Here is a 25,080-nt window from a genome sequence, read left to right as displayed (position 1 = left end):
CACCTCCCGTGCCCGAAGGGCTACGGGGGAGCGTGCAGGGCGTCGCGAACCAGACGAGACTTTGCGGACACGACCTAGGGCCCCGCGTGCACCTGGCAGGCCCACAGGCTCGGCGTCCGTGGGTATGTGTCACGCAACGCGCGCACAGTGCCGTGCACCGCCTCCGCCGTCCGGTCGACGTCCAGCGTGCCGTCGTCTCTGATCAGGGCCTCGTACACACCCTGCGCGACACCGGCCCCGATCGTGTCGTCGACGTGCCACAGCGAGCCGACGACATGAGGGAAGCCCGCGATCTGGAGGGCGCTCACGATGTGGACGGCCTCGTCGGCGAGTTCGGGGCTGGTTCGCAGGGTGTCGCACGCGGAGAGGTAGGCGAGCCGGACCGACGGCAGCCGGAGCCGGGCGAGGTCACGGACCGTCAGCGGGCGGTCGCTGTGATCGTGCAGGGCGAGTCGGCCGGCGGACGGGCGCTCGAGATCTCCCACGGCGTGGCAGGCGAAGTGCGCGTACGCGTGCCGGGGCAGCGCGGAGACCACCGCGGAGTGGGTGGCAGCCTCGTCCGTGAGCAGGTGGGCCCCGGGCAGCAGCCCGGCGAGGTGTTCGGCCTCGCTGCGGGCGGCGGGCAAGGGTGAGAGGCCGGGGGCCTCGCCGACGCCGACGACGAGCGCGCCGGTGCCCGCCGGGCGGGCCGCGCGTTGCCTGGCGTGGTGCAGTGCCCGGAGCGTCGGCGTGTACGACGAGACAACCCGGTCCAGCGCTCCGGGCGCACCCTTGGGGGCCGCCGCGTGCAGCGGCAGGGTGCCCAGGACGCCACCGGGCGACCACCACACACGGGGCAACGGTCCTGCGGGCATCGCCGACATGCCCGTCTGGTCGAGGACCGGTCCGGTGACCGTCCGCCACAGCCAGTCGAGGGTGTCGCCGACGACGTGTTGCGAGCGCAGGGGGTCGGCGCCGGACGCTCCGGGCGTCTCGATACGCAGCAGCGCGTCCTGGAGGGCCTGCCGGCGGGCAGTTGTCGTCCGTGGGTCCAGTCCGGGGAGGGGTACGGCGTCGATGGCGCGTTCGGTGACGACCAGCGCGTCGCTGCCGTGCGGGGAGACGTTGACGAGGACCACGGGGCCCGCGGCGGCCGTGGCGCACAGTTCCCGTTCGTCCCACTCCCGTACCGGCCGCAGCAGGCCGAGTTCCGGATGTTCGGTGCGGATCCGCGCGGTCAACTCCCGCCATTCGGCGGCCAGTCGCTGCCGCTGGTCGGCCCGAGCGTCGGCTGCGCGTCCCTGGCCAGGGGGTCCTTCGTCGAGGAACCCCTGATCGCGGCTGTCGGTGGCCGTGTCGAGGGCGTCCCGGAGTTCTTCGAAGCGGTCGGCGAGGTCCGGGGCTGTTTCCCTGAGCCGGGTGAGATCGCTGTCCGCGTCGAAGGCGTGGGTGAGCAGCACACCTCTGGCCTGTTCGAGCAGTCCGACCGCCAGACCGGGCCGGCCGCAGCGCACCGCGCACGCGGCTGCCGCGGCGCCGAGCCCCACGGTCCGGCTCAGCAGGAACTCCTGGTCGTCGCGGACGAGATGGCGCGGCGCGACGGAGTGCAGCAGGTCGACCGCCGTCACATAGCCGTCCAGGGCGCCGGCCCAGTCACCGAGCTCCGCCCGGGCCTCGCCCCAAGCCTGTGCGGCGTCCAGGCGCTGGGAGGCGGCGCACTGCATCTCCAGCGCTGCCGCGCGGAACGCCTCGGCCGCTTCGACCAGATCGGCCCGACGGCGACGGCGCAGCGGCCCCCGGTCCCGCAGGATGGTGCCGAGGTTCGTCAGTCGCAGCGTCCGCCGAGGGTGGCCGGGCGGTGTGACTTCGACCGCCCTGCGGAGCAGTGCCACCGCCTCGCCCCGGGCTGCCGACGACCACAGGTTTCGCGGGCTCAGGAGCCGCGAGTTCGCGGCCACCGCCAGGGCGCCCGGCAGGGCGGGAGAGTCCGCGGGCAGCGACGCGATCACCGCGTCGGCCAGCTCACGCGCTTCGCGGGCGTCGCCGAGCCGCAGCGTGTGGGCGCAGCGGGCCACCAGGGCGACGGCGAGGTTGTGGCGTCGCCGGGCCGTCAGCGGGTCGCCCTCCGGGGTGAGGGCGAGCGCCTGTCTCAAGAGCCCTACTGCTTCGTCGAGTTGGGCGGCCAGGTCGGGAGCGCGCTGGAAGCCCGTCATCCGGCTGATCCCCGCCGAACCCAGCAGCGTCGCCTGATGCGCGCGGCCCGGACCGGGGAGTGCCGCGGCCCGGCGCGAGCACTCCTGGGCTTCCCGCAGGTCCTCGCCGTCCTCGGTCAGAAGGTGTCGCAGACCCAGCGTCGAGCCCAGGTTGAGCAGCCTCACTCCGAGCATTTCGTGTCCCTCGGGGGTGAGCGCCACTGCCTCCCGCTGTGCCTGCACCGCCTCGTTCAGCTCCTGCGCGTTGCCTGTGCGCTCGTAGCTGCTCTTCAGCACCTCGCCGAGATCGTTGAGCGCCACGGGCCGCTCCGGGTGGCTCGGCGGCATGAGTGCCACGGCCGGCCGCAGCAGCCGCAGAGCCTCGGCCAGGTCCGCCGCGTTCCGTTCCGTATCGCGCTCAAAGCGCGCGAACAGAGCCATGGCGGGGGCGAGTAGCTGCGGCGCGGTGCGAGGAGTTGTCTCTCCGGCTGCGGCGACCGTGTCGGAGAGGTGGGTGATGGCCGCGTCCAGATCGGCCGGATCACCGATCAGCGTGAAGAGGGCGCGGTGCGCGTTGCCCAGAACCCGGCGTATCGAGGCGCTCCGCTCCGGGTCCTGGGCCGCTTGGAGTGCTTCGGTCAGCACCCGGACCGCTTCGTGCAGGTCGTCCACCCGGCCGGTACGCTGGGCCCTCAGGATCAACGCCAGTCCCCGGTTGAGGCCCGCGACCGCCGGTCCCTTCGGATCGCCCGGCGCAGCCCTGCGGAACAGGTCCACCACCTCGTCGCACTCCTCCGGCGTACTGCCCTCCCGCTGCCGGAGCAGCAGAAGCGCGCTCGCCAGGGTGCTGAGGCAGTGGGGCAGATGCGGGCTCTCCGGCGGCAGTTGGGCCATTACGTCACGCGCGATGCCGACCGCCTCGTCCAGGTCTTCGGCGTCGTGCGACCGCCGGTAGCGTTCCAGGAACGCGATGCCCAGATCGCTCAGGGCGAGGAGCCGGTGTGGCGCATCGGCCGGGATGCCCTTGAGGGCACGGTGGGCCGCCCGCACGGGGTCGGCGCCCGGGTTCCCGAACGGGCCGGCCGTCCCGGCGAGGGCGACCGCGTGGGTCAGACCGTCGAGCCGGGCGGCATACGCGGGGTCGTCCTCCGGCGTCGCGAGCACGGCGAGGCTGCCGCATCCGATCGCGACGGCGAGCTGCATGTCACGCGACGGTGTCATGGCTCCGAAGCGCACGGCCAACTCGTAGAGCCGGCGGACGTCTTCGGCGGCGTCGGGCGGCGGATTGTGCTGCTGTCCCTCCGCGGCGATCATGCCTGCGGCGCACTCGCCCGCCCATTCGGCGGGACCGTCGGCATGCGCCGGGTCGGGCCGCACGGCGGGGTCGGTTCGCGCATACCCCTCCGCCAACTCCGGTGGTACGAGGCCCGGATCGACCACCCACACCGGGAAGAGCAGCGTTCCGGCCATGCACCCGTGGACGCGGCCGTGATCCCCCGGGTCGGCCGCCGAACGAGCGGCCAGGAGCCAGCCGGCCACGTGCCGGGCCTCCATGTCGGTCCTCGTGTCCACGGTCCGCAGCAGTGCCCGCAGTTCGGTGTCCGCCTCGTCGCCGAAGACGGAGTCCCTGTCCACACGCCGGTCCACGGTCGCCGACCGCATGACGCGATCACGGACGGCCCGCACGAGCCGGTCCCGATCGTCCCGCACGTTGCCGAACTCCCCCATGCCGACTCCACCCGCCGTCACCACAGCAATCATCCTCAACCGGGCTCATTCTGCGGCACACTTGGCGGATGACCGTACCGCCCGATCACGCCGAACTCGCCCAGAGGGCAGCGGCGTTGTGTGCTCTGCTCGGCTCGTCGGACCATGCGCGGCCGCCCGAGGTCCGGACGGCGGCCGAGCGCGTCCTGACCCTGCTGCGGTCGGGGGACGCGGACGACGCCGCGGTGGCGGGCGGCTACAACGACCTGGACCACGTGCTGCGCAGAGCCGGGTACGCGGGCGGGCTGCTGGGCGAGTCGCGGAGTTCCCGGGCACCCGGCGTGCTGGCCCACATCAAGGTGGCCGTCTGCCCGGGGCCGGCTCGCTGCTCCCGGCTCGAACGGGCCCGCGACCTGCTGCCCGCCCCGCACTGCGCCATCAACGACACGCGCATGCTCAAGTCTCGGCTGAGCCCGGCCCGGTGAGCACCCCCGGGCCCTCGGCCTCATGAATCCTCTCCTCGCCACCCTCGGCAGCAAGCTCACCGAACGCTGGCTCAATCTACTGGTGCTGCCCGGCGCTTTGTTCCTCGCCGTCGCGGCCGTCGGCACGACCCTGGGGCATCGTCACTGGCACGACCTCGACCGGCTGCGCGGCACCCTGGACGACCTCGCCACCCGCCCCGCCCTGGACCGGACCGGCACCGCCGCGCTCCTCGTGGCCGTCGTCCTGCTCACCGCGGCCGCGGCCTCGCTCGCGGCGCAGTTCCTCGGCGGTGCGATCGAGCAGTACTGGTTGCGACTCGGCCGGGACCCGCTCTCGCGGGCCCTCACCGCACGGCGTACACGTCGGTGGAAGGAAGGGGATACGAAGGTCGAGGACACCGTCGTGCACGCCGGCCCGGCCGGTGCGGGAACGGACGGTGTGGTGACGATCCCGAGAGACACCTGGGAGCGGATCCAGGCCCTCACCGCGGCCCGTGACCGCATCGCGCTGCGTGAACCGACCCGGCCCACCTGGTACGGCGACCGCATGCAGGCGACGGCGGACCGCGTCGAGGCCGCGTACGGCGTGGACCTCGCCGTCCTGTGGCCGCGTCTGTGGCTGATCCTCCCCGAACCCGCCGTGCAGCAGATCCGGGCGGGCCGGGACTCCTTCAGCGCGGCTGCCCGGCTGGCCTCCTGGGCGGTGGGCTATGCCCTGCTCGCCTGCTGGTGGTGGCCGGCCGCGCTGGTCGCCGTCGGCTGCGGGGCGGTCGCGCGTTCCCGCGCCCGGACCGCGCTGGACGCGTTCGCGAACCTGATCGAGGCGGCCGTCGACGTGCACGGCCGCGAACTCGCCACGCGGGTCGGGCTGATCGCGCCGGACGCGACGGGACTGCTGGCCCAGGAGACGGGCGACGGGATGTCGGAGGTGTTCAGGAAGGCGGACTGAGACAACCGCCTCATGGTCTCCTCGAACACCGAGCCTCCCGTCCCGACGCAGACCCTCAGGTTCTACGCCGGGACGGGCGGAGCAGCTCGCGACGTCAGCCTCCAGGCTCGTTGCTCAGCTTCCGACGTATGCCGCGAGGTGCTCCCCGGTGAGGGTGGAACCGTCGGCGACGAGGTCGGTCGGCGTGCCCTCGAAGACGATCTTGCCGCCGTCGTGGCCGGCGCCGGGGCCGAGGTCGATGATCCAGTCGGCGTGCGCCATGACCGCCTGGTGGTGCTCGATGACGATGACCGACTTGCCGGCGTCGACCAACCGGTCGAGCAGCCCGAGCAGTTGCTCGACATCGGCGAGGTGGAGGCCGGTGGTCGGTTCGTCCAGGACGTATACGCCGCCCTTGTCTCCCATGTGCGTGGCCAGCTTGAGGCGCTGCCGCTCGCCGCCGGACAGCGTGGTGAGCGGCTGGCCGATGGTCAGGTAGCCGAGCCCCACATCGCTGAGCCGCTGGAGGATCCGGTGCGCGGCCGGCGTGTGTGCCTCCCCCGCGCCGAAGAACTCCTCGGCCTCGGTCACCGGCATCGCGAGCACCTCGCTGATGTCACGCCCGCCGAGCCGGTACTCCAGCACCGAGGAGTCGAACCGCTTCCCGCCGCAGTCCTCACAGGTGGTGGCGACACCGGCCATGATCCCCAGGTCGCTGTAGATGACACCGGCGCCGTTGCACGTGGGGCAGGCACCCTCGGAGTTGGCGCTGAACAGCGCCGGCTTCACGTCGTTGGCCTTCGCGAACGCCTTGCGGATCGGGTCGAGCAGTCCGGTGTACGTCGCCGGGTTGCTGCGCCGCGAGCCACGGATCGGGCTCTGGTCGATCGACACCACACCTTCATCGGTAGGGATCGACCCGTGCACGAGCGAGCTCTTGCCGGAGCCGGCGACGCCGGTGATGACGGTGAGCACCCCGAGCGGGATGTCGACATCGACGCCCTGAAGGTTGTTTGCCGTCGCGCCCCTGATCTCCAGCGCACCGGTGGGCTTGCGCACCTCCTCCTTGAGGGAGGCCCGGTCGTCCAGGTGCCGGCCGGTGATGGTGTCGCTGCTCTGAAGCCCCTCGACGGTGCCCTCGAAGCAGACGGTGCCGCCCTCCGTACCGGCGCCGGGGCCGAGGTCGACGACGTGGTCGGCGATCGCGATGACCTCCGGCTTGTGCTCCACGACGAGCACCGTGTTGCCCTTGTCCCGCAGCTGGAGCAGAAGACGGTTCATCCGCTGGATGTCGTGCGGGTGCAGGCCCGCCGTGGGCTCGTCGAACACGTAGGTGACATCGGTGAGCGAAGAGCCGAGGTGGCGGATCATCTTGACGCGCTGCGCCTCTCCGCCGGACAGCGTCCCCGACGCGCGGTCGAGCGAGAGATAGCCGAGACCGATCTCCACGAAGGAGTCGAGGGTCTGCTGGAGCGCGGTGAGCAGCGGCGCCACCGAGGGCTCCTCGAGGCCGCGGACCCACTCGGCCAGGTCCCTGATCTCCATCACGCAGGCGTCGGCGATGCTCTTCCGGTTGATCTTCGACGACCGGGCACCCTCGGCCAGCCTGGTGCCGTCGCACTCGGGGCAGGTGGTGAAGGTGACCGCCCGCTCCACGAACGCCCGGATGTGCGGCTGCATCGCCTCCTTGTCCTTGGACAGGAACGACTTCTGGATCTTGGGGATCAGGCCTTCGTAGGTGAGGTTGACGCCATTGACCTTCACTTTGGTCGGCTCGCGGTAGAGGAAGTCCTGCATCTCCTTCTTGGTGAACCTGCGGATCGGCTTGTTGGGGTCGAGGAAGCCGGACTCGGCGTAGATCCCCACGGTCCACACGTTGTCCGACTTCCAGCCGGGGATGGTGAACGCGCCCTCGGCGATCGACTTGGAGTCGTCGTAGAGCTGGGTGAGGTCGATGTCGGAGACCTTGCCCCGGCCCTCGCAGCGCGTGCACATGCCCCCGGTGCGCTCGAAGGTCGCCTTCACGGTCTTGGTCTTGGCGGCACCGCGGTCCACGGTGATCCCACCGCTCGCCCGGACCGAGGCGGTGTTGAAGGAGTACGCGCTGGGCGGGCCGATGTGGGGCTTGCCGAGCCGGCTGAAGAGGATGCGCAGCATCGCGTTGGCGTCGGTGGCGGTGCCGACCGTGGAGCGGGGGTCGCCGCCCATCCGCTGCTGGTCGACGGTGATCGCGGTCGTCAGCCCGTCGAGGACGTCGACCTCGGGCCGCGCCGTCGACGGCATGAAGCCCTGGAGGAACGCACTGTAGGTCTCGTTGATCAGCCGCTTCGACTCCGCGGCGATCGTGTCGAACACCAAGGAGCTCTTGCCCGAGCCGGAGACGCCGGTGAACACCGTCAGCCGGCGCTTCGGGATCTCGATGCTGACGTCCTTGAGGTTGTTCTCACGAGCGCCGTGCACGCGGATCATGTCGTGGCTGTCGGCATCGTGCAGCGCAGGCGACTGCGTGTCCGTCCGCGTGGCCTTGCTCATCGTGTCTCCATCTGTCGGGCGGGGACCGCGTCGGCGGTCTCCGTCGGCGTCGCCTGGCTGGATCTGCCCAGCTTCGAGCAGTATGCAGGGTTCTACGGTGTCCGAGGGGTGGTGGCAATGGTCCGCCGGCGCACGTGATCGGCGGTGGTGACGCGAAGCCCGCCCGGCCGGCGCCGGACGGGCTCGCACCACTCGACGCGATGATGACGCCATCCACGCCGTTTCGGTTGCCACCTCCCGGGACCGGCTGCGGGGCACAGCGCGGCCGGTGTGCCTGCGGGCGGCCGGGCGGCGGGGCCGGCAGCGTCCCGCCGTACCGGTCGAGGACGGACAGCACCGAGTATTACCAACCGGCTCGTACCGGCCCCCGGCCCGGACGGCCCTGTCTTTCGCCGCTGCCCGCCCCTTCACACCGCGGGCCGGAAAGCCCCGCGGCTCAGCTCAGCTCCGCTCCTGAATACGGAGCAGGTTGCCCGCCGGGTCACGGAAGGCGCAGTCGCGAACGCCGTACGGCTGCTTGGCCGGCTCCTGGACGACCTCCGCGTCGGTGGCCTGGAGCCGTGCGAAGGTGCCGTCGAGGTCGGGGGTCGACAGGACGATGCTCCCGAAGGTGCCCTTGGCCATCATCTCGGTGATGGTGCGGCGCTCGTCGTCGGTGATCCCGGGGTCCGCGGCCGGCGGATGCAGGACGATGGAGGTGCTGGGCTGGCCGACGGGGCCGACCGTGATCCAGCGCATCCCGTCGAATCCGACGTCGCCACGGACCTCGAAGCCGAGGGCGTCGCGGTAGAAGGCCAGAGCGGCGTCCGGGTCGTCCTGCGGAAGGAAGCTCGCGTGAATGGTGATGTCCATGGCCGTCACGCTAGTCCCGGCCCTCAGACCGCGCTTCTCGATTCCTGACCGGTCTGGTCACCTGTTTCGACACGCACGACGGCATTCCCGCCGTCGCGCTCGCCGCCTGCTCCCGGTAGGTGCTGGGCGGCATGCCGACGAGTTCGGTGAAACGCGTCGAGAAGGTGCCCAGCGACGAGCAGCCGACCTCGAAACAGACCTCGGTGACGCTGAGGTCGCCGCGCCGCAGCAGCGCCATCGCCCGTTCGATGCGCCGCGTCATGAGGTAGCTGTACGGCGACTCGCCGTAGGCCTGCCGGAACTGCCGGCTGAGGTGCCCGGCGGACATGTGCACGCCTCGGGCGAGTGCCTCGACGTCCAGCGGCTGCGCGTACTCCCGGTCCATCCGGTCACGGACGCGGCGCAGCCGCGCGAGATCGCGCAGGTTCGGCGCCGGGTCGGGTCTGCTGGTCACACAGAAGATCGTACGTCGTACCCGGGGCCGACATCTGTCGACTCGTACGGGCAGAACGACGTGAAGGGGAACACTCCGGGTAACTCGATCCCGGCCTCCGCGCGGACGGTGCGGGCCGCCGACCGTCCTGGCGCGGCCGGGCCCAACTTCGTCCCCTTGCCCGGCGGTTGAAGCGCATGACACTGTGCTGCACCGCGGGCAGCGACATCGCGACCGTGACCGCTCGACGCATCCGGACCGGAGAGGGCCCTGCACGCGTGACGTCGCCCCACGGACCGCCCGCCCACTGGACCGCGGACGAGCAGCGCATGTGGCAGCAGTACCGTCGCGGCGAGTGGTGCGATGTCGGCGAGGTCGGGGCGGACGCCGTCCGATCGCTGCTCCTCACCGCTCCTGAGCCGGAGAGCGGTCAGTCGCCGAGACTCCATCTGCGCGGGGCCCGGATCACGGGGGCGCTGGACCTGGCCGATGCCGACATCGGTGTGCCCGTGCGTATGCACCGATGCACCTTCGCGAGTCCCCTCCTCATGCGCGGCGCCCGTGTCAACGCTCTGGTACTCGTCGGCTGCGAGGTGCCGGGCATCGTGGCCACCGGCGCGGCGACCGCCCGCGAGGTGAAGATCGTCGACTGTGTCGTGGACGGCACGCTCGACCTGCGCTCCTTCAGGGTCGGCGCCTGGCTGAGCCTCGACGACTCCCGGATCGAGGGCCCGCCCGGGCGTCCGGCTCTGGACGCGCAATCGCTCAGTGTCGCGATGGGCATGTCCGCCGCCGGCCTGGTCTGCAGCGGCGCCGTGCTCCTCCACAGTGCGAACGTCCAGGAGTATCTCGGCTTCCGCGGTGCCCAGTTACTCGGCCCCGAAGCCCGTTTCCGCGCCCCCGAGCTCGTCGTCGGCGGGAGCCTCCACCTCGACCGGGGCTTCGTCAACGAGGGGCCGACCAACCTCTACCGGGCCTCCATCGGCGGCTCCCTCCACCTCGAGGAGGCGACGCTGACCGGACGCGGCATGGACCGCGGCCAGGCGGCACTGGGTCTGGTGTGCGCCACCGTCGAGGGCAACGTCCAGGCAGGCGACGGCCTGCGTGTGAGCGGCTGCACGGACCTGCGCGACACCCAGATCCGGGGCACGGTCAATCTGGACGGCGCCCGGGTGGAGAACCCCCTGGGCCCGGCGGTCAAGGCCTTCCGCGTCCAGGTCGGCGGGGACGTGCACGCCCGCGGCGGCTTCGTGGCGTTGGGGGCCCTGGAGCTGTCCGGGGCGAGGATCGGCGGTTCGCTGCAACTGGACGGCGCCGAGCTCACCGGCCATGAAGGCATCGCGATGCGGGCACGCAACCTCGTGGTCGGGTCCCGCATCGACTGCTCGGGCGGATTCACCGCACACGGCACCGTCTGGCTGAGCAGCGCTTCCGTCGGGAGCCGGATCTCCTTCGCGGGCGCGGCGATTTCCACGCCCGAGGGCGAGGACGCGCTGATCCTCCGGCGCGTCGGCACCCCCGAACTGTCGCTGGGACTGCGGGAAGCGCCGGCCGGCCGCATCGACCTGAGCTTCGCCGCACTCGGCGTCCTGCGTGACGATCCGGCCACCTGGCCGGCGGCCCTCGTGCTCGACGGACTCCACTACGACGCGCTGCCGGGCCCCGCCCGCGCCGCCGAGCGGCTGTCCTGGCTCATGCGGGACCCGGCGGGGTTCGTCCCCCAGCCGTACGAGCAACTCGCCACCCACTACCAACGCATCGGTCGCGACACCGACGCCCGATCGGTGCTGCTCGCCAAGCACCGGCGGCTGCGTTCCACGCTGCCGCTCCCCCAGCGGCTGTGGGGACTGCTCCAGGATCTGGTGATCGGCTACGGCTATCTGCCCAGCCGGGCCGTCTGGCTGCTCGTCCTGCTCCTGACGCTCGGGGCGACCGTGTTCTCCGTGCACCGTCCGAGCCCGGTCGGCGACGAGCCGTACCCCGCGTTCAACGCACCGCTCTACACCCTCGATCTGCTGATCCCGCTCACCGATCTCGGCCAGGACCGCTTCTACGCGGCGGACGGGCCTCTCCAGTGGATAGCGGTTCTGCTGATCTGCGCGGGCTGGCTCCTGGCGACGGTCGCAGCGACCTCCGCGAACCGCGTTCTGCGTCGCACCTGACACCTCCCTGGTCACGGCTGTGACCGCGGATGCATGGCACCACTTAGGCTAGGCTAACCTTCGTCTCGTGAAAGTTGATGAGGAAACTTCAGCGGCCACGAGGGTCTCCCTCCATGCCCTGTCGGCCACACGTGTGACCGTCGCTTACGACGGCGACGACGTCGTGCACGACGCGTCCGTGACCCTGCGGGCCGGCGAAGTGGCCGCCCTGGTGGGACCCAACGGCAGCGGGAAGTCGACCCTCCTGCGCACGCTGGCCCGCCTTCAGAAGCCGCGGACCGCCACGCTCACCATCGACGGCGACACCGACGGCTTCGCGCTGAACCCACGTGAGTTCTCGCGCCGCGTAGCCCTTCTGACCCAGGGCCGCCCCACTCCCAGCGGGCTCACCGTGCGCGACCTCGTCGAGTTCGGCCGCTACCCGCATCGCGGACGCTGGGGCGGTGCGGACCCCGGCGGACGTGCCGCCGTGGACCGGGCACTCGCCATGACCGGCGTCACCGAACTCGCCGACCGCGGCGCCGAGAACCTCTCCGGCGGGCAGTTGCAGCGGGTGTGGCTCGCCGGCTGCCTCGCGCAGGAGACGGGCGTGCTGCTCCTCGACGAGCCGACGACCTACCTCGACCTTCGCTACCAGGTCGAACTCCTCGACCTCATACGCGACCTCACGGACATTCACGGCATCGCCGTCGGCGTCGTCCTGCACGACCTCGACCAGGCCGCTGCCGTCGCCGACCGGATCATGCTCCTCGAAGCGGGCCGGATCATCGCCGACGGAAGCCCTGAAGACGTCCTGACCGCGGAGCGCCTGACGGACACGTACGGCATCCGCATCGAGATCTCCCACGACCCCCTGACGGGCCGGCTGCGCACCCGCGCGATCGGCCGACACCACACACGAAGTGAAAGGCCCGGCACCACCTCATGAGACGCATCCTCATCACTGCGGCAGCCGCCACCGCAGCGGCCCTCGCCCTGTCCGCCTGCGGAACGACCGAGCCCGCCGCGGACGCCGTGAAGAAGACCGCCGCCCCCATCACCCTCACCGACGCCTCCGGCGCCAAGGTGCAGCTCGACGGCCCCGCCAAGAAGGTCGTCGGCACCGAGTGGAACGTCGTCGAGCACCTGATATCCCTCGGGGTCGACCCCGTCGGCGTCGCGGACGTCAAGGGCTACAAGGCCTGGGACACCGTCGTTCCGCTGAAGAACGAGCCCAAGGACATCGGCCTGCGCGGCGAGCCGAGCATGGACTCCGTCGCCTCCCTGTCGCCCGACCTCATCGTCGCCACGCACGACCTGCCGGCGGCCGCCGTCAAGCAGCTGCGCAAGGTCGCGCCCGTGCTTCAGGTGCGTTCCGCCGAGGCGGCCGACCCGATCGGCCGGATGACGGCGAACCTCGACGTCATCGCGAAGGCCACCGGCACCACGGCGCGGGCCGAGAAGCTCAAGCAGGAGTTCGAGGCCAAGCTCACCGAGAGCAAGCAGGCGCTCGACAAGGCCGGCCTCGTCGGCACCCGGTTCGCCTTCGCGGACGGCTACGTCGCCTCCAACCAGGTCTCCATCCGGCCCTACACCAGCGGCTCGCTCCTCGGTGCCGTCAACGAGAAGGTCGGCCTGAAGAACGCCTGGAGCATCAAGGGCGACGAGAGCTACGGTCTGGCCACCACCGACGTCGAGGGACTCACCAAGCTCGGCGCCGTCCAGTTCGCCTACATCGCCAACAAGGACGACAAGTCCAGCACTCCGTTCACCGGCGCCCTGGCCAAGAACTCCGTGTGGACGTCGCTGCCGTTCGTGAAGTCCGGTGACGTGCACCGGCTGCCCGACGGCATCTGGATGTTCGGCGGCACCGAGTCGATGGAGGCTTACATCGACGCGGTCGTCCAGGCGCTCACGAAGAAGTAGCACCATGGCCGTCACCGCTACGAAATCCGCGGCTCGTTCGTCGCCGGCCCCGTCCCGGACGGGCCCGGCAGCGGTGACCGCCGCACTTCTCCTGACGGTCGCGGTTCTCGCGGCCATCGACATCACGCAGGGAACCGCCGCGACGGACGCCGACGCGGTGTTCAAGGCTCTCACCGGCCGGGCGGACGCGGGTGACGCATCCGTCGTCATCGCCTCCCGGCTGCCGAGGATGGTCGCCGGACTGCTCGTCGGAGCCGTGCTCGGAATCGCGGGCGCAGCCCTCCAGGCGGTCAGCCGCAACGTCCTCGCCTCACCCGACACGCTGGCCGTGAACGCGGGTTCCTACCTCGCGCTGAGCCTGCTGGCGGTCACCGGAATCAGCCTTCCCCTGTACGCCTCCACCGGCGTCGCGTTCGTCGGCGCCCTGGCGGCGGCGGGCATCGTCCTCGGGTTGTCCGGCCTCGGCGCGGGCACCGTCCGGCTCGTTCTCGCCGGCACCGCCCTCGCCCTCGGCCTCACCGCCATCACCGAGGGGCTCCTCCTGCTGTTCCCCCAGCAGACAGAGGGGCTCTACCAGTGGAACCAGGGCAGCATCAGCCAGAACGGGTTCGACGGCGTGCTGCAGATGGCACCCGTCGCCGCTGTCGGCCTCATCGGACTGCTGCTGATCGCCCGTCGGGTCGAGGCCCTGGCACTCGGCGACGACGCCGCACGCGGCCTCGGCGTCAGGGTCCAGTCGACACGCGTCACCGTGGTGGTGCTCGCATCGCTCCTCTCCGCGTCCGCGGTCACGCTCGCCGGGCCGATCGGCTTCGTCGGTCTGTGCGCGCCCGCATTCGTGCGTCCCCTGGCACGACGCTTCCGCGCGTTCGCCCGGGGCCGTGCGAGCATGCCGCTCGCGGGCCTGGCCGGGGCCGCGCTGGTGCTCGGATCGGATGTGCTGCTGCGGGCACTTGTGCCCGCGGACACGGCGGTCGCCGTCCCGACGGGCGTCATCACCAGCCTCGTCGGTGCCCTGTTCCTGGTCGTGATGGCGACACGGCTCCGGGACACCACCGCGGCGGCCGCACCCGACCGGCTGCGCATCAAGAGTCGGGCGACCTTCCTGACCACCACGGCCGTGCTGACGACGGTGCTCGTCGGTGTGACGATCGCCGCCGTGCTGCTCGGCGACAGCAAGCTGCTGCTGGGCGACGTCGTCAACTGGGTGCAGGGCAGAGCCGGTCAGAGCATCTCCTTCGTCCTCGACACCCGGACTCCCCGGGTCTACGCGGCACTTCTGGCGGGCGCGGCACTGGCCCTGTCGGGAACCCTGGTGCAGGCCGTGACCCGCAATCCGCTCGCGGAGCCCGGTGTCCTCGGCGTCTCGGGCGGGGCCGCCCTCGGCGCCGTGGCTCTGGTGACCACCGTGCCCATGGCCGGGTCGTGGAGCATCGCGGGGGCCGCGCTCGCCGGCGCGGCGATCACCGCCGCCGTCGTCTTCGGCCTCGCGGCACGCGGCGGTTTCCAGCAGAACCGTCTCGTCCTCGTGGGCATCGGCATGGCCACCGCGTCCGCCGCCGTGATCAGCCTGCTCATCGTTCTCACCGACCCGTTCAACGCGACGAAGGCCCTCACCTGGCTCTCGGGGTCCACCTACGGGCGGTCGGTGCCGGATGTGCTGCCTCTCGCGGCGGTACTCACCGTGGGCCTGGCGATCGCGGTCGTACGCCGCACGGAACTCGACCTCGTCTCGCTCGACGACCACACGCCGCGACTCCTCGGCATCGGTCTGCCCCGGGAGCGGCTGGGCTTCCTCGTCCTGAGTGTCCTCCTCAGCGCGACCGCGGTCTCCGCCGCGGGATGGATCGGATTCGTGGGGCTGGTGGCCCCGCACGCGGCCCGTGCCCTGGTGGGCAGGCGCCATGTCCGCGTGATCCCGGTCGCGGTGATCCTCGGCGCCACCCTGGTCTGCGTCGCGGACCTTCTGGGCCGCACGGTGATCGCCCCGTCCCAGCTGGGTGCCGGACTCATGACGGCGATGGTCGGTACGCCGTACTTCCTCCACCTGCTCGTGCGCAGCCGCCGATAGCGGTCGATGCCCGAGTCGAACCGCCGGGGGCGGCCTGCCGCGGCAGGCCGCCCCCGGCGGTTCACGGCGTCCGGGCGCCTGCCCGGGCGCGCCGGCCCATCACGACCTTGACCGGCAGCAGCACGGCCCAACTCCACATCGCCGCGCGCGGGGAGGCGAAGGCAATGCCCACCGACGCCCCGAAGACGACGATCGAGGTGATGAGGTCGGCGGCCATGGCACGGCCCACATGGTCGCTGATGGGCTCGTGCTGAAGCTGCGAACGCCTCCACACGATGACGAACAGTGCGAGATGCAGCAGGTCGGTGACGGCGATGGTGCCTGCGTACAGCGCCACGGAGACCGTACGGGCCGGATACTCCGCCAGCAGGGCCGTGGGAAAGGGCAGCAGCGCGATCGCCCCGAGACCGCACAGCGACACCCGCAGAACCGCGTCATCGACATGGCGCACCCACAGAAAGATCCTCCGGTGGTCCAGCCAGAAGGCCGCCAGGATGGTGAAGCTCAAGGCGTACGCCGCCACCTTGGGCCACAGATCGCGCAACGATTCCTGGAACTCGCGTACCTCGAGATCGTCCGGCACGGCCACATCGAGCACCAACAACGTCATCGCGATGGCGAAGATGCCGTCGGACAGGGCCAGCAGCCGGCCCGGGTCCCCCGCCAGGCCCGCTGTCTCAGGTTCGTCGATCCGCGCCACGCGGCCACGCTACGGACGTGGTGCCGTCGTTCGCGGTCACCGCTCCGGGCCCTCCCCCGATCGCTCTACACACCGGGTGGGATCCGCCGAACGGCCGGGCATCGTCCCCGGTACCCCGGACTCGGGGCGCCGTGCGCCGCGGACCTCGACGCGCGTCCCGGCGCACTCGCTCGTGGCGGGTGCCCGAGATGTGGTGCCACGACCGGGTAGAGGTCACAGCATCCGACCGACGAGGGAGCGTTCACGTGGACATCGAGGCACTGCGCCAGGACACCCCCGGATGCCTCAACCGAGTGCACCTCAACAACGCCGGAGCCGGGCTGCTGTCCCGGCGGACGCTGCACACGATGACGGCGCACCTGGAGCTGGAGGCCTCTATCGGTGGCTACGAGGCGGCGAAACAGGAACGGAGCCGGATCGACGCCACGTACGGGCACATCGCCGAGCTGATCGGCGGGCGGGCCGACGAGGTGGCCCTCTTCGACAACTCCACCCACGCCTGGAACGCCGCGTTCTACTCGCTCACCTTCCAGCCTGGCGACCGTATCCTCACCGGCCGCGCCGAGTACGGGAGCAATGTCCTGGCCTACCTCCAGACTGCCCAGCGCACCGGCGCAGAGATCGTCGTGGTCCCGGACGACGCGTCAGGACAGACCGACACCGCGGCCCTGGCAGACCTGATCGACGAGCGCACCCGGCTGATCGGCATCAGCCATGTCCCCACCAGCGGCGGCCTGGTCAACCCGGCCGAGGAGATCGGACGGATCGCCCGTGCGGCCGGGGTGCCGTTCCTCCTCGATGCGACGCAGTCCATCGGGCAGTTCCCCGTCGACGTCGAGGCTCTCGGCTGCGACATGGTCACCGCGACCGGCCGGAAATTCCTGCGGGGGCCGCGTGGCACCGGGTTCCTCTGGGTCAGGACGGAGATGCTCGAGCACCTCGACCCGTTCGTCAACGACATCGAAGCCGCCACCTGGGACGGCGCCAACGGCTTCATCTGGCACCAGGGCGCGCGGCGGTTCGCCTCCTGGGAGATGAGCTACGCCAATGTCCTGGGCCTGGACGCCGCCGTGGTCCAGGCCCTCGAACTGGGCATGGACCGGATCGGCCGCCGGAGCATCGCGCTCGGCACGCATTTGCGCGACCGACTCGACGCCCTGCCCGGCGTCACGACGTACGACCTCGGCCGTGACCGCTGCGCCATCGTGACCGCCAAGGTCGAAGGACTGGACACCCATGACCTCGCCGCCGTCCTCGCGCGCCACGACATCAACGTCTCGACCACGGTCGCCGAGCACACCCAGTTCGACACGCTGCACCGGGGAGTTCACCCGCTGGTGCGTCTGTCCCCGCACTACTACAACACCGAGGCCGAACTCGACCGGACCGTCGGGGTCGTCGCAGAAGCAGCACGCACGGCATGACCGGGCCGCACACGGCAGGACTCGGACCGCGGCTTGTCCCGGGCCGGGTGTAGCAGGACTCGGACCGCGGCTTGTCCGGGGCCGCCCCGACGGTCTACGGCAGCGCCGCTCCGCGGGCCGTGATCCACAGGTCGTACCACTCCTCGTGGCTGAGCCGCGGCTCCCCCGTCGCGGCATCCCGGCAGGCGTGGATGCGTTCGGGGCGGGCGGTGCCGATGACCGGTGCGATGCCGGCGGGGTGTCGTTGCAGCCACCACAGCAGGATCGTTTCGGGGCTCGTGTCCTTCTCCTTGGCCAACGCCTCGACGAGCCGCGCGGTCGCCTGCTCGTCGGGTGTCTCCTGACGGCCGGTGTAACGCCCTTGGGCGAGGGCGCCCCACGCCTGGACCTGCACTCCGTTGGCGCGGCAGTACTCGAGCGTGCCCAGGGGGAAACCGACAGCCGACGCCTGCGGTGTGTTCACCACGACGCCCGCCTCGACCCAGTCCCGCTGCTGAAGGCTCATCTCCAGTTGGTTGGCGACCAGCGGCAGCTCCAGGGCCGCCTGAAGATGCGCGATCTGCGCCGCGCTCATGTTGGAGACGCCGAAACGCCGCACGAGTCCCTGCCGGTGCAGTGACGTCAGCGCCTCGGCGACATCGTCGGGATCCGCCAGCGGGTCCGGCCGGTGCAGGAGCAGGACATCGAGGACGTCGGTGTGCAGCCGGGCGAGGCTCTCCTCCACGCGCTCCACGATGGTGGTGCCGCGCAGGTCGTAGATCCCCGGGTGGTCCCCGTCCGCGAGGCGGATGCCGCACTTGGTCTGCACGACGATACGGTCCCGCAGTTCCGGTGCTCGGCCGAGGATCTCGCCGAACACCGCTTCGGCCTTGCCGTTCCGGTAGATATCGGCGTGGTCGAAGGTGTTGATGCCACTGTCGAGGGCCGCCTCCACGGCAGCTTCCGCGACCGCGATGTCCTTCGAGGTGTAGGGCTCGTGGTCCCAACTGCCGCCGAGACCCATGCATCCATAGAGGAGCCGGCCGGGCTGTGTCTGTTCCGCCGTCGTCATCACGGCGCCACCCTACGACCGGACCCCGGTGAGGGACCACGCCGAATTCACGCGTTGCGCGTCCTGACCTGGGGACGGCCGGGGCCCGGCGCCGGGTGTGGCACGGCAGACCGGCTGGGGCACCTCGCCCCGTGACCGGCAGAAGCAACCCTTCAGGATGTGCGGCGGTCTTACCGGGCGTCGTGATGAGCGGCGTGCGCAGGGGTGCACCTGGGGCACCTCCGCCGACTCGTACGGGTGGGCCGCTCATAGGGGTGGCCCGACCGAAAGGACGTGGTCCATGGAGCTCGATCCCGGCCTGTGCCTGGACGTTCCGGAAGGTTTCGACGATTCGGATGCCGACAGCCAGGTGCATCCGATGGCCAGGAAGCTCTTTCCGGCCTCAACTGCCGCGGGAGCCTTCGGGAAGGCCCAGCAGTGGGTGGCGGAGCAGAAGGTCTTCCTGGTCGATGTGGCGTGGGACTACGCGTACGACGAGGACGAGCCCTACACGCTGAGCATCTATTTCACGTTCGAGCTCGATCCCGAAGACGACTGACCACGGCTGGGACCGCACGCACTCGACGACCCGTCAGGCGGGTGCCGACGCCCGACGGCAGAGACTGACCGCGGCATGCCACGGTCAGTTCATCTGCCGACGAACCTGCCGCACCTCGCGGTCGATGGCCCAGACGTCGGCGACCGGCCCGATGTGGCCGAGCTTGTCGGGATTGATCACCCCGCGGATGGTCTGAATCCGCCCGTCGAGCACGTCCAGGGCCAGGATGTGAAGCACCTTGCCGTCCCGGTCCCGGAAGACCGCTCCGGGCCGGCCGTTGATCTGATGCGGCTCGAACGACACATCGAGCCGGACCAGCCGGAGGATGAACGAGGCGAGCAACCGGGCCACCTTCTCCGCGCCCGTGACGGCCCTGGCCAGCTGCGGGGCCTTGCCTCCGCCGTCCCCGACCAGTTGCACATCGGCGGCCAGCAGATCCTGCAGTCCCTCCACATCGCCGTCCTTCAGCGCCTCGAAGAACCGCGTCGCCAGTTCTCGCTGTTCCTGCCCGTCCGCCGCGAACCGCGGCCGCCCGGCCTCCATGTGCCGCCGCGCCCGCACCACCAACTGCCGGCACGCCGCTTCCGAGCGCCCCACCGCCGCGGCGACATCGCCGAACCCGAAGGCGAACACCTCGCGCAGCACGAACACCGCCCGCTCCAGTGGGCTGAGCCGCTCCAGCAGCAGCAACGCGGCCATCGACACCGAGTCGGCCAGCTCCACCGCCCGCGCCGGATCCTCGTACGGATCGCTGAGCAACGGCTCGGGGAACCACGGGCCCACGTACTCCTCCCGCCGCACCCGCGCGGAGCGCAGCACGTCGATGGCGATCCGCGTCACCGCTGCCGACAGAAAGGCCTTGGTCGACGTGGGCCGGGTCGACGAGCCGTCGAACCTCAGCCATGTCTCCTGCACCGCGTCCTCGGCCTCACTCACACTGCCCAGAATCCGGTAGGCGATCGAGAACAGCAGCGGCCGCAGCTCCTCGAACTCCTCGACCTTGCTCACGCCGGCCCCTCCCTCACGTCAGGTGCTGATGTCGTTCAGTGGAACTGTCCGGGCTCGTAGCTGCCGGCCGGCTGCTGTGTGACGAGGTTCAGCCTGTTCACCATGTTCATGAAGGAAACCAGGATCACCAGGGCCGTGAGCTGCTCCTCGTCGTAGTGCTTGGCGGCGTACGCCCACACCTCGTCGCTGACCCCACCGGCGCCGTCGGCAACCCGGGTCCCCTGCTCGGCCAGCGCCAGCGCGGCCCGCTCGGCCTCGGTGAAGACGGTGGCCTCCCGCCACGCCGCGACCAGGTTCAGCCGCACCGCGGTCTCACCGGCCGCGGCGGCGTCCTTGGTGTGCATGTCGATGCAGACGGCACAGCCGTTGATCTGGCTCACGCGCAGGGCCACCAGCTCCTGCGTCGCGGCCGGAACCGGCCCTTCCTTGAGCGTCTTGCCCGCCGACATGACGTACCTGATGACCTTGCCGGCGGTCGGGCTGGCGAAGTAGTTCAGTCGCGCGTCCATGGTGGGCTCCTCTGCGGTCGTCAGTGGCTACACACCTGAGACGAGGTAGCGCGACGCCGTGTGACATGGCCGAATGTGACCTGCGTCTCCCGTACTCCCGGGCCTGTCGCCGCATCGTCAGCGACCGTAGACGTGGCCCCGTACCAGGGGGTCGTTCTCCAGGACGAAGTCGGAGACCTTCCAGAACTCGCTCAGCCGGGAGTGCTGCAAGGCAGCCGCGCGGTCGAGCTTGAGCCCGAAGAGCGGCCCATCGGGATGAGCCAGACCGGCGGTCACCAGCGTGGAGGCAGGCGAGCTCTGGCCCGCTACGGGACCGACACGGCAGGCGAAGGACACGTGATCGCTCCACTGCTCGGGTCCCTCGCCCCACGTTCCGAAGATGACGTCTATCCAGGCGTCGTGGTCCCGATCGGTGTGGTGGTAGCAGTTCGCGTAGTACACGGCATGGGGAGCACCGTCGGCATGGACGAAGTTCCAGGCACGCTCGATGGGGGCCTCGCAGCAGTCGCAGGTGAACTCGCGTGTCTGGCGGTCGGGACCGAGGGTGAGCAGCATGCCCGACATCATGCGGGACGTGACGATCGATGGATTCGGCGGGGTCGGCGTCTACTCAACGGTCCGTCAAGTCCGTTGCCGGCTTGCCCGGACAGCTCGCCGGCGCGCAGTCAGCAGCGACGGGTCTGGTACGGCACAGGAGTGAGTCCCTGCCCGGGCGGTGTCGGGCACCGGCGCAGGGTGACGAGGAAGGTCAGCACGATGCCGCCCGCGGCGGCGAAGAGCGCGGTTCTGATTCCCTCGGCGGTGGCGACGTGGAGCTCTTCACCGGAGAGGCCGTCCAGGCCCGCGGTCGCGACCAGCACCAGGATGGCGAGGCCGACAGCCGCGCCCGCTCCCGAGCCGGTGGATGCGATCCCGGAGGCGATGCCTTGTTGCCGGTCGGGGATTCCGGTGGCGGCGGCGATGAACATGCCGGTGAAGACCACTCCGTCGCCGATGCTGAGCGCCACGAGGCCGGGGATGAGGTCGACGTAGCCACCGTCCGGCGAGATCGCCAGGCCGAGGCCGACCGCGCCGAGCGCGCCGATGATGTGAGCCGCCGCCAGGGTGCGCCGGAGGCCGAACCGCGTCACGAGATGGCCGGCGAATGTCGAACCGGCCACGACCACAGCCGTGGGGATGAGGAAGCCGGCACCTGTCTGCAACGGGTCGTAGCCCAGGATCTCCTGGAAGTAGATGGACAGGAAGTAGAGCACGGAGCCAAAGGTCGCCATGAACATGAAGGCGATGAACACACCGGTGATGAGGTTGCGGTTGGACAGCAACTCGGTCGGCATCAGAGGGTCGTTGCTGCGCCGCTCGATGACGAAGAACGCTCCGAGCAGCAGAATGCCCGCCACGGCACTCAGCAGAATGCCCGGCGACAGCCACCCCAGTCCGGGGCCCTGAACGAGGGCGAAAACAATGAGCGTGACCCCGAAGGTGACGCTGAGCGCGCCCGGCAGGTCGAACTTGCGCCCCCTTTCGCGTTCTCCGTCCCGGGGAATGACGACGAAGGCGAGCACCAGCGCGGGCCCTGCCAGGGCGACGTTGACGAAGAAGACCGCCTCCCAGCCGAACGCCTGCGTCAGAATCCCGCCGAGCAGCACACCGATGACGAGCCCTGCCGCGCCCGACCCTCCCCAGATCCCCAACGCGCGGTTGCGGGCCCGGCCTTCGGCGAAGGTGGTGTTGATGAGCGCCAGGGTGGTGGGAAAGACCAGCGCCCCGCCGAGACCCTGAATGGCGCGGGCGGCGAGGAGCATCCCGGGCCCGGTGGCGAGTCCTCCCACGAGGGCGGCCCCGGCATAGAGCGCAAGGCCGGTGGCAAGGACTCGCCGCCGCCCGAGCAAGTCGGCGGCACGTCCGCCGAACAGAAGGAACCCGGCCGAGGCGACCGCGTAAGCGCTGATGACCGACTGGAGTGTCTGCGCGGAGTAGCCGAGGTCGCGGGCGATGTCGGGGAGTGCCACGACCACGATGTACTGGTCGAGCGAGACGATGAGCATGGCGAAGGACAGCAGCGCGAGCATCGCGGTCTCACGGCTACGGCCAAGACCGCCGGGCCCAGATGACGTCTCTCTGGATGGCATGGCAGCACTCCTGATGATCGACGTCGTGTCTGCGCTCACGGCCTGCCGCGGAGTCCCGTCGCATGCGGGGCGGGGCGGCCTTGCCGAGGAGGACGGTTGCCACGACCCTATACAGCGCGCCCTCAGCAACCCGGTCAACGACCCACGCGCGTCACACGGCGCTCAGGTTGCCCTCCCCCACCGGCCTCGGGTGCGCCACGGAAGCCTCGTCCCTCCTCCGCCTCGGCGCGATCCGACGGCCCCGACGCATGCTTGTCCGCCGCCGCGGCACCGCACTACCGTGCCGATGTGGATCTCTTCTCACGCTCGTGGACGGCATTGCGCGCGGCGGTCGCCGAACTCGCCGACGAGGACTTCGAGCAGCCGTCCGGCTGTGCAGGCTGGCTGGTGCGGGACCTGGTGTGCCATCTGGTCATCGATGCTCAGGACGTCCTGATCACCCTCGCGACCCCCGCCGACACGGAACCGACCCGCGACGCTTTGACCTATTGGGAGGTCACCGATACGCCGCCGACCGGCGACGATCCGCTCGACGCGCTGACGGTCCGGCTGGCCGCCGCGTACGGAGAACCGCGGCTGCTCCGATTCCACCTCGACGACGTCGGCTCCGCCGCCGGCCGCGCCGCCGAACTCGCCGACCCCGCACGTCGGGTCCGTACCCGCGACGAGGTCCTCACCGCGGGCGACTACCTCACCGCGTACGTCATGGAGTGGACGCTGCACCACCTCGACCTGGTGGCGCACCTGCCGAACGCGGCGGAACCACCTGCGGAAGGGCTCGCCCAGTCCCGCGCGATGCTGGAGAAGATCGCGGGGACTCCGTTCCCCGTCTCGTTCTCCGACAAGGACGCGCTGCTCGTCGGCACCGGACGGCGCGCCCCGACCGACGCGGAGAAGGCCGAACTGGGCGGACTCCCGCTCGTCCTCGGCTGATCCGCCGGCTGATCGAGACTATGCGCCAGGCCGTCGGTACTGAACCTCCTCGGCCTTGCGCAGGGCGTCGATCGTTTCGTCGACGGTCAGGAGAACTGTCGTTTCGAACGACCCGAGCGCGCCCCCTCCGGTGATCGCCAGTGCGACCGCGGCCATGGACACATTGTCGGGGGCCTCCCAGAGGGTGTAGCCGTCGTGCTCGCCGAAGGCGTACCAGAATCCGTGGAGCTTCCCGCCGACCGACTCGACGTACGCCTGAGCGGCTCTTCGACGGTCCGCCGGGTTGCCGATCATCCTGGCCCAGGTTTCCGGTGTGTAGCTGAACTTCGACAGATAGAGCGGCATGCGCGCTTCTCCCTCTTATGTGCCGATTTCGTACGGGTCGCCATCAAGGGTCGCACTCTCATCGGCAGAATCCTGAGGAAGACCGGAGCACCTGCGTGTTCAGCATCGCGACCGAGGCGCGGACCGGTGCGCGCGGAGTCCCTGGGCCGCACCCTCAGCCCCGCCGTACATACGCCCGGCTCAGCCGCGCACCCACCCAGTCGTGCGGACCGCTACCGCTACCGCTACCCGATGAGGGTCTCCTTCGGGCGGACCACACAGAATTCGTTCCCCTCCGGATCGGCCAGCACCGTCCACGACTCACTGCCGCTCTGCCCTACATCGGCCCGGCGGGCACCGAGTGCGAGGATGCGTTCGATCTCGGTCTCCCGGTCCTCCGCGGCGGACCCCAGGTCGAGGTGCAGGCGGTTCTTGACGACCTTTCGGTCCGTCACCGGCATGAAGCAGATCCCCACAGGTGCGGTCTCGTCCGGCCCGATGACCACCTCCCGCTCCCGCTCGGACAGGATCCGCCAGCGCAGCACCTCGGCCCAGAACCGGGCGAGGGCGGGCAGGTCGTGAGCGTCGATGACGATGTGATGCAGCGAGACAGGCATGTCGCCCAGTCTGCCCGGCGATCACCCGGACAGTGCCTCAAGGGCAGGGCCGGGGCCACCGGCCCTGCCCTTGAGGCAATGGCACAAGCGCTGTCCAACGGGGTCGAGTCCCTAGCGCACGTCCAGCTCACCGACTGTTTGACCCCCGCTGGTCTCACCCGTCAGCCGGAATCCGAGCCCGAGGTAGAAGCCCTCGGGGCCGCCCGCGCCCGGATGCCAGGTGGTGGTCAGGCGGGTTCCGCCGCGACGACGGATCTCAGCGGCGACCGACTCGACCGCGAAGCGGCCGCATCCCCGTCCCTGTTCACCGGCTGCGATGTTGAGCCGCCAGAGGCCGGAACGGATGTCCGTGCCGTCGCCGCTCCAGTCCAGGTCGAGGAAGGCCATGAGGAATCCGACGGGAACATCACCCTCAACGATCAGGCGGGGCCACGCAGTCGGCCCGTAGACATACGCCTCGGCCAGAGACTTCACGACCGGCGCGACCAAGTGCTCCTGATCCGGGCGGACCCGCAGACCGATCGCGGCATCGAAGTTGGCCGGGGTGATCTCCCGCAGGCCGAGCGTGGTCGTCATGCGGGAACCCTAAGACGTCGTTTCT

22 protein-coding genes are annotated in these 25,080 nt (G+C 70.6%); 9 read left to right on the top strand and 13 right to left on the bottom strand.

All coding sequences use genetic code 11. The features are described from left to right. Window positions 1-74: 74 nt before the first annotated feature. Window positions 75-3,932, bottom strand: coding sequence for a CHAT domain-containing protein (locus ACQPWZ_RS34385; protein WP_433573409.1), 3,858 nt, complete (start codon window positions 3,930-3,932; stop codon window positions 75-77). A 35-nt stretch (window positions 3,933-3,967) separates the two neighbouring features. On the opposite strand from ACQPWZ_RS34385, the gene ACQPWZ_RS34380 reads away from it, so the two are divergent. Together ACQPWZ_RS34380 and ACQPWZ_RS34375 are read left to right on the top strand one after the other, a co-directional pair. Further along, window positions 3,968-4,363, top strand: coding sequence for a hypothetical protein (locus tag ACQPWZ_RS34380; RefSeq protein WP_433573408.1), 396 nt, complete (start codon window positions 3,968-3,970; stop codon window positions 4,361-4,363). Window positions 4,364-4,385: 22 nt separating this feature from the next. Then, window positions 4,386-5,312, top strand: coding sequence for a hypothetical protein (locus ACQPWZ_RS34375; protein ID WP_433573407.1), 927 nt, complete (start codon window positions 4,386-4,388; stop codon window positions 5,310-5,312). A gap of 114 nt (window positions 5,313-5,426) precedes the next feature. On the opposite strand, the gene ACQPWZ_RS34370 is transcribed toward ACQPWZ_RS34375, so the two are convergent. The 3 genes from ACQPWZ_RS34370 to ACQPWZ_RS34360 form a co-directional block, all read right to left on the bottom strand. Continuing rightward, a complete protein-coding gene (locus tag ACQPWZ_RS34370; RefSeq protein ID WP_340477311.1) occupies window positions 5,427-7,823 on the bottom strand; it encodes an excinuclease ABC subunit UvrA in 2,397 nt (798 codons plus the stop codon). 441 nt (window positions 7,824-8,264) lie between these two features. Beyond that, window positions 8,265-8,675, bottom strand: coding sequence for a VOC family protein (locus ACQPWZ_RS34365; RefSeq protein ID WP_433573406.1), 411 nt, complete (start codon window positions 8,673-8,675; stop codon window positions 8,265-8,267). A 10-nt stretch (window positions 8,676-8,685) separates the two neighbouring features. Continuing rightward, on the bottom strand, window positions 8,686-9,129 hold the full coding sequence (locus tag ACQPWZ_RS34360) for a helix-turn-helix transcriptional regulator (protein ID WP_340477310.1): 444 nt from the start codon (window positions 9,127-9,129) through the stop codon (window positions 8,686-8,688). Between the two features lie 257 nt (window positions 9,130-9,386). Here ACQPWZ_RS34360 and ACQPWZ_RS34355 point away from each other — a divergent pair, with 257 nt between their 5' ends. The 4 genes from ACQPWZ_RS34355 (at window position 9,387) to ACQPWZ_RS34340 (ending at window position 15,246) form a co-directional block, all read left to right on the top strand. Beyond that, complete coding sequence (locus ACQPWZ_RS34355; RefSeq protein WP_433573405.1) at window positions 9,387-11,270, top strand: hypothetical protein; 1,884 nt, start codon at window positions 9,387-9,389, stop codon at window positions 11,268-11,270. A 67-nt stretch (window positions 11,271-11,337) separates the two neighbouring features. Next, on the top strand, window positions 11,338-12,198 hold the full coding sequence (locus ACQPWZ_RS34350; protein ID WP_433573404.1) for an ABC transporter ATP-binding protein: 861 nt from the start codon (window positions 11,338-11,340) through the stop codon (window positions 12,196-12,198). Further along, the gene (locus tag ACQPWZ_RS34345; protein ID WP_433573403.1) at window positions 12,195-13,175 is read left to right on the top strand and encodes an ABC transporter substrate-binding protein; all 981 of its coding nucleotides are present in this window, start codon (window positions 12,195-12,197) and stop codon (window positions 13,173-13,175) included. The genes ACQPWZ_RS34350 and ACQPWZ_RS34345 overlap by 4 nt, the downstream gene beginning before the upstream one ends. Window positions 13,176-13,179: 4 nt before the next feature. After that, the gene (locus tag ACQPWZ_RS34340; RefSeq protein WP_433573402.1) at window positions 13,180-15,246 is read left to right on the top strand and encodes an iron ABC transporter permease; all 2,067 of its coding nucleotides are present in this window, start codon (window positions 13,180-13,182) and stop codon (window positions 15,244-15,246) included. Window positions 15,247-15,307: 61 nt separating this feature from the next. On the opposite strand, the gene ACQPWZ_RS34335 is transcribed toward ACQPWZ_RS34340, so the two are convergent. Further along, on the bottom strand, window positions 15,308-15,946 hold the full coding sequence (locus tag ACQPWZ_RS34335; RefSeq protein ID WP_433573401.1) for a TMEM175 family protein: 639 nt from the start codon (window positions 15,944-15,946) through the stop codon (window positions 15,308-15,310). 245 nt (window positions 15,947-16,191) lie between these two features. Here ACQPWZ_RS34335 and ACQPWZ_RS34330 point away from each other — a divergent pair, with 245 nt between their 5' ends. Next, window positions 16,192-17,370 carry an aminotransferase class V-fold PLP-dependent enzyme gene (locus ACQPWZ_RS34330; RefSeq protein ID WP_433573400.1) on the top strand — a complete coding sequence of 393 codons (1,179 nt, stop codon included), beginning with the start codon at window positions 16,192-16,194 and terminating at the stop codon, window positions 17,368-17,370. Between the two features lie 94 nt (window positions 17,371-17,464). Here ACQPWZ_RS34330 and ACQPWZ_RS34325 read toward each other — a convergent pair whose 3' ends face one another. After that, on the bottom strand, window positions 17,465-18,421 hold the full coding sequence (locus ACQPWZ_RS34325) for an aldo/keto reductase (RefSeq protein ID WP_433573399.1): 957 nt from the start codon (window positions 18,419-18,421) through the stop codon (window positions 17,465-17,467). Window positions 18,422-18,701: 280 nt separating this feature from the next. Here ACQPWZ_RS34325 and ACQPWZ_RS34320 point away from each other — a divergent pair, with 280 nt between their 5' ends. Then, entirely contained in the window at window positions 18,702-18,959 is a 258-nt protein-coding gene (locus tag ACQPWZ_RS34320; RefSeq protein WP_340477302.1) for a hypothetical protein, read from the top strand. Window positions 18,960-19,043: 84 nt separating this feature from the next. Here ACQPWZ_RS34320 and ACQPWZ_RS34315 read toward each other — a convergent pair whose 3' ends face one another. The 4 genes from ACQPWZ_RS34315 to ACQPWZ_RS34300 form a co-directional block, all read right to left on the bottom strand. Then, window positions 19,044-19,967, bottom strand: coding sequence for an RNA polymerase sigma-70 factor (locus ACQPWZ_RS34315; RefSeq protein WP_433573398.1), 924 nt, complete (start codon window positions 19,965-19,967; stop codon window positions 19,044-19,046). A gap of 35 nt (window positions 19,968-20,002) precedes the next feature. Then, window positions 20,003-20,476, bottom strand: a complete 474-nt coding sequence (locus tag ACQPWZ_RS34310; RefSeq protein ID WP_433573397.1) for a carboxymuconolactone decarboxylase family protein — start codon at window positions 20,474-20,476, stop codon at window positions 20,003-20,005. Window positions 20,477-20,593: 117 nt separating this feature from the next. Further along, a complete protein-coding gene (locus ACQPWZ_RS34305; RefSeq protein ID WP_433573396.1) occupies window positions 20,594-21,031 on the bottom strand; it encodes a hypothetical protein in 438 nt (145 codons plus the stop codon). A gap of 110 nt (window positions 21,032-21,141) precedes the next feature. Further along, window positions 21,142-22,605 carry an MFS transporter gene (locus tag ACQPWZ_RS34300; protein WP_433573395.1) on the bottom strand — a complete coding sequence of 488 codons (1,464 nt, stop codon included), beginning with the start codon at window positions 22,603-22,605 and terminating at the stop codon, window positions 21,142-21,144. Between the two features lie 288 nt (window positions 22,606-22,893). Between ACQPWZ_RS34300 and ACQPWZ_RS34295 the strand changes: the two genes are divergently transcribed. Next, window positions 22,894-23,538, top strand: a complete 645-nt coding sequence (locus ACQPWZ_RS34295) for a maleylpyruvate isomerase N-terminal domain-containing protein (RefSeq protein ID WP_433573394.1) — start codon at window positions 22,894-22,896, stop codon at window positions 23,536-23,538. 18 nt (window positions 23,539-23,556) lie between these two features. Here ACQPWZ_RS34295 and ACQPWZ_RS34290 read toward each other — a convergent pair whose 3' ends face one another. The 3 genes from ACQPWZ_RS34290 to ACQPWZ_RS34280 form a co-directional block, all read right to left on the bottom strand. Further along, window positions 23,557-23,883: a GYD domain-containing protein gene (locus tag ACQPWZ_RS34290; protein ID WP_433573393.1), complete on the bottom strand. Its 327-nt coding sequence runs from the start codon at window positions 23,881-23,883 to the stop codon at window positions 23,557-23,559. Between the two features lie 224 nt (window positions 23,884-24,107). After that, window positions 24,108-24,479 (bottom strand): VOC family protein, encoded by a 372-nt coding sequence (locus ACQPWZ_RS34285; RefSeq protein WP_433573392.1) that lies wholly within the window; start codon window positions 24,477-24,479, stop codon window positions 24,108-24,110. Window positions 24,480-24,590: 111 nt separating this feature from the next. After that, window positions 24,591-25,055 (bottom strand): GNAT family N-acetyltransferase, encoded by a 465-nt coding sequence (locus tag ACQPWZ_RS34280; RefSeq protein WP_433573391.1) that lies wholly within the window; start codon window positions 25,053-25,055, stop codon window positions 24,591-24,593. Window positions 25,056-25,080: the final 25 nt, after the last annotated feature.

The sequence above is a fragment of the Streptomyces sp. CA-251247 genome (assembly GCF_050952975.1).
In the GTDB taxonomy this organism is placed as follows: Bacteria; Actinomycetota; Actinomycetes; order Streptomycetales; family Streptomycetaceae; genus Streptomyces; species Streptomyces achmelvichensis.
Note: the sequence above shows the minus strand (reverse complement) of the source record. Positions and strands in the feature narration are given on the sequence as shown.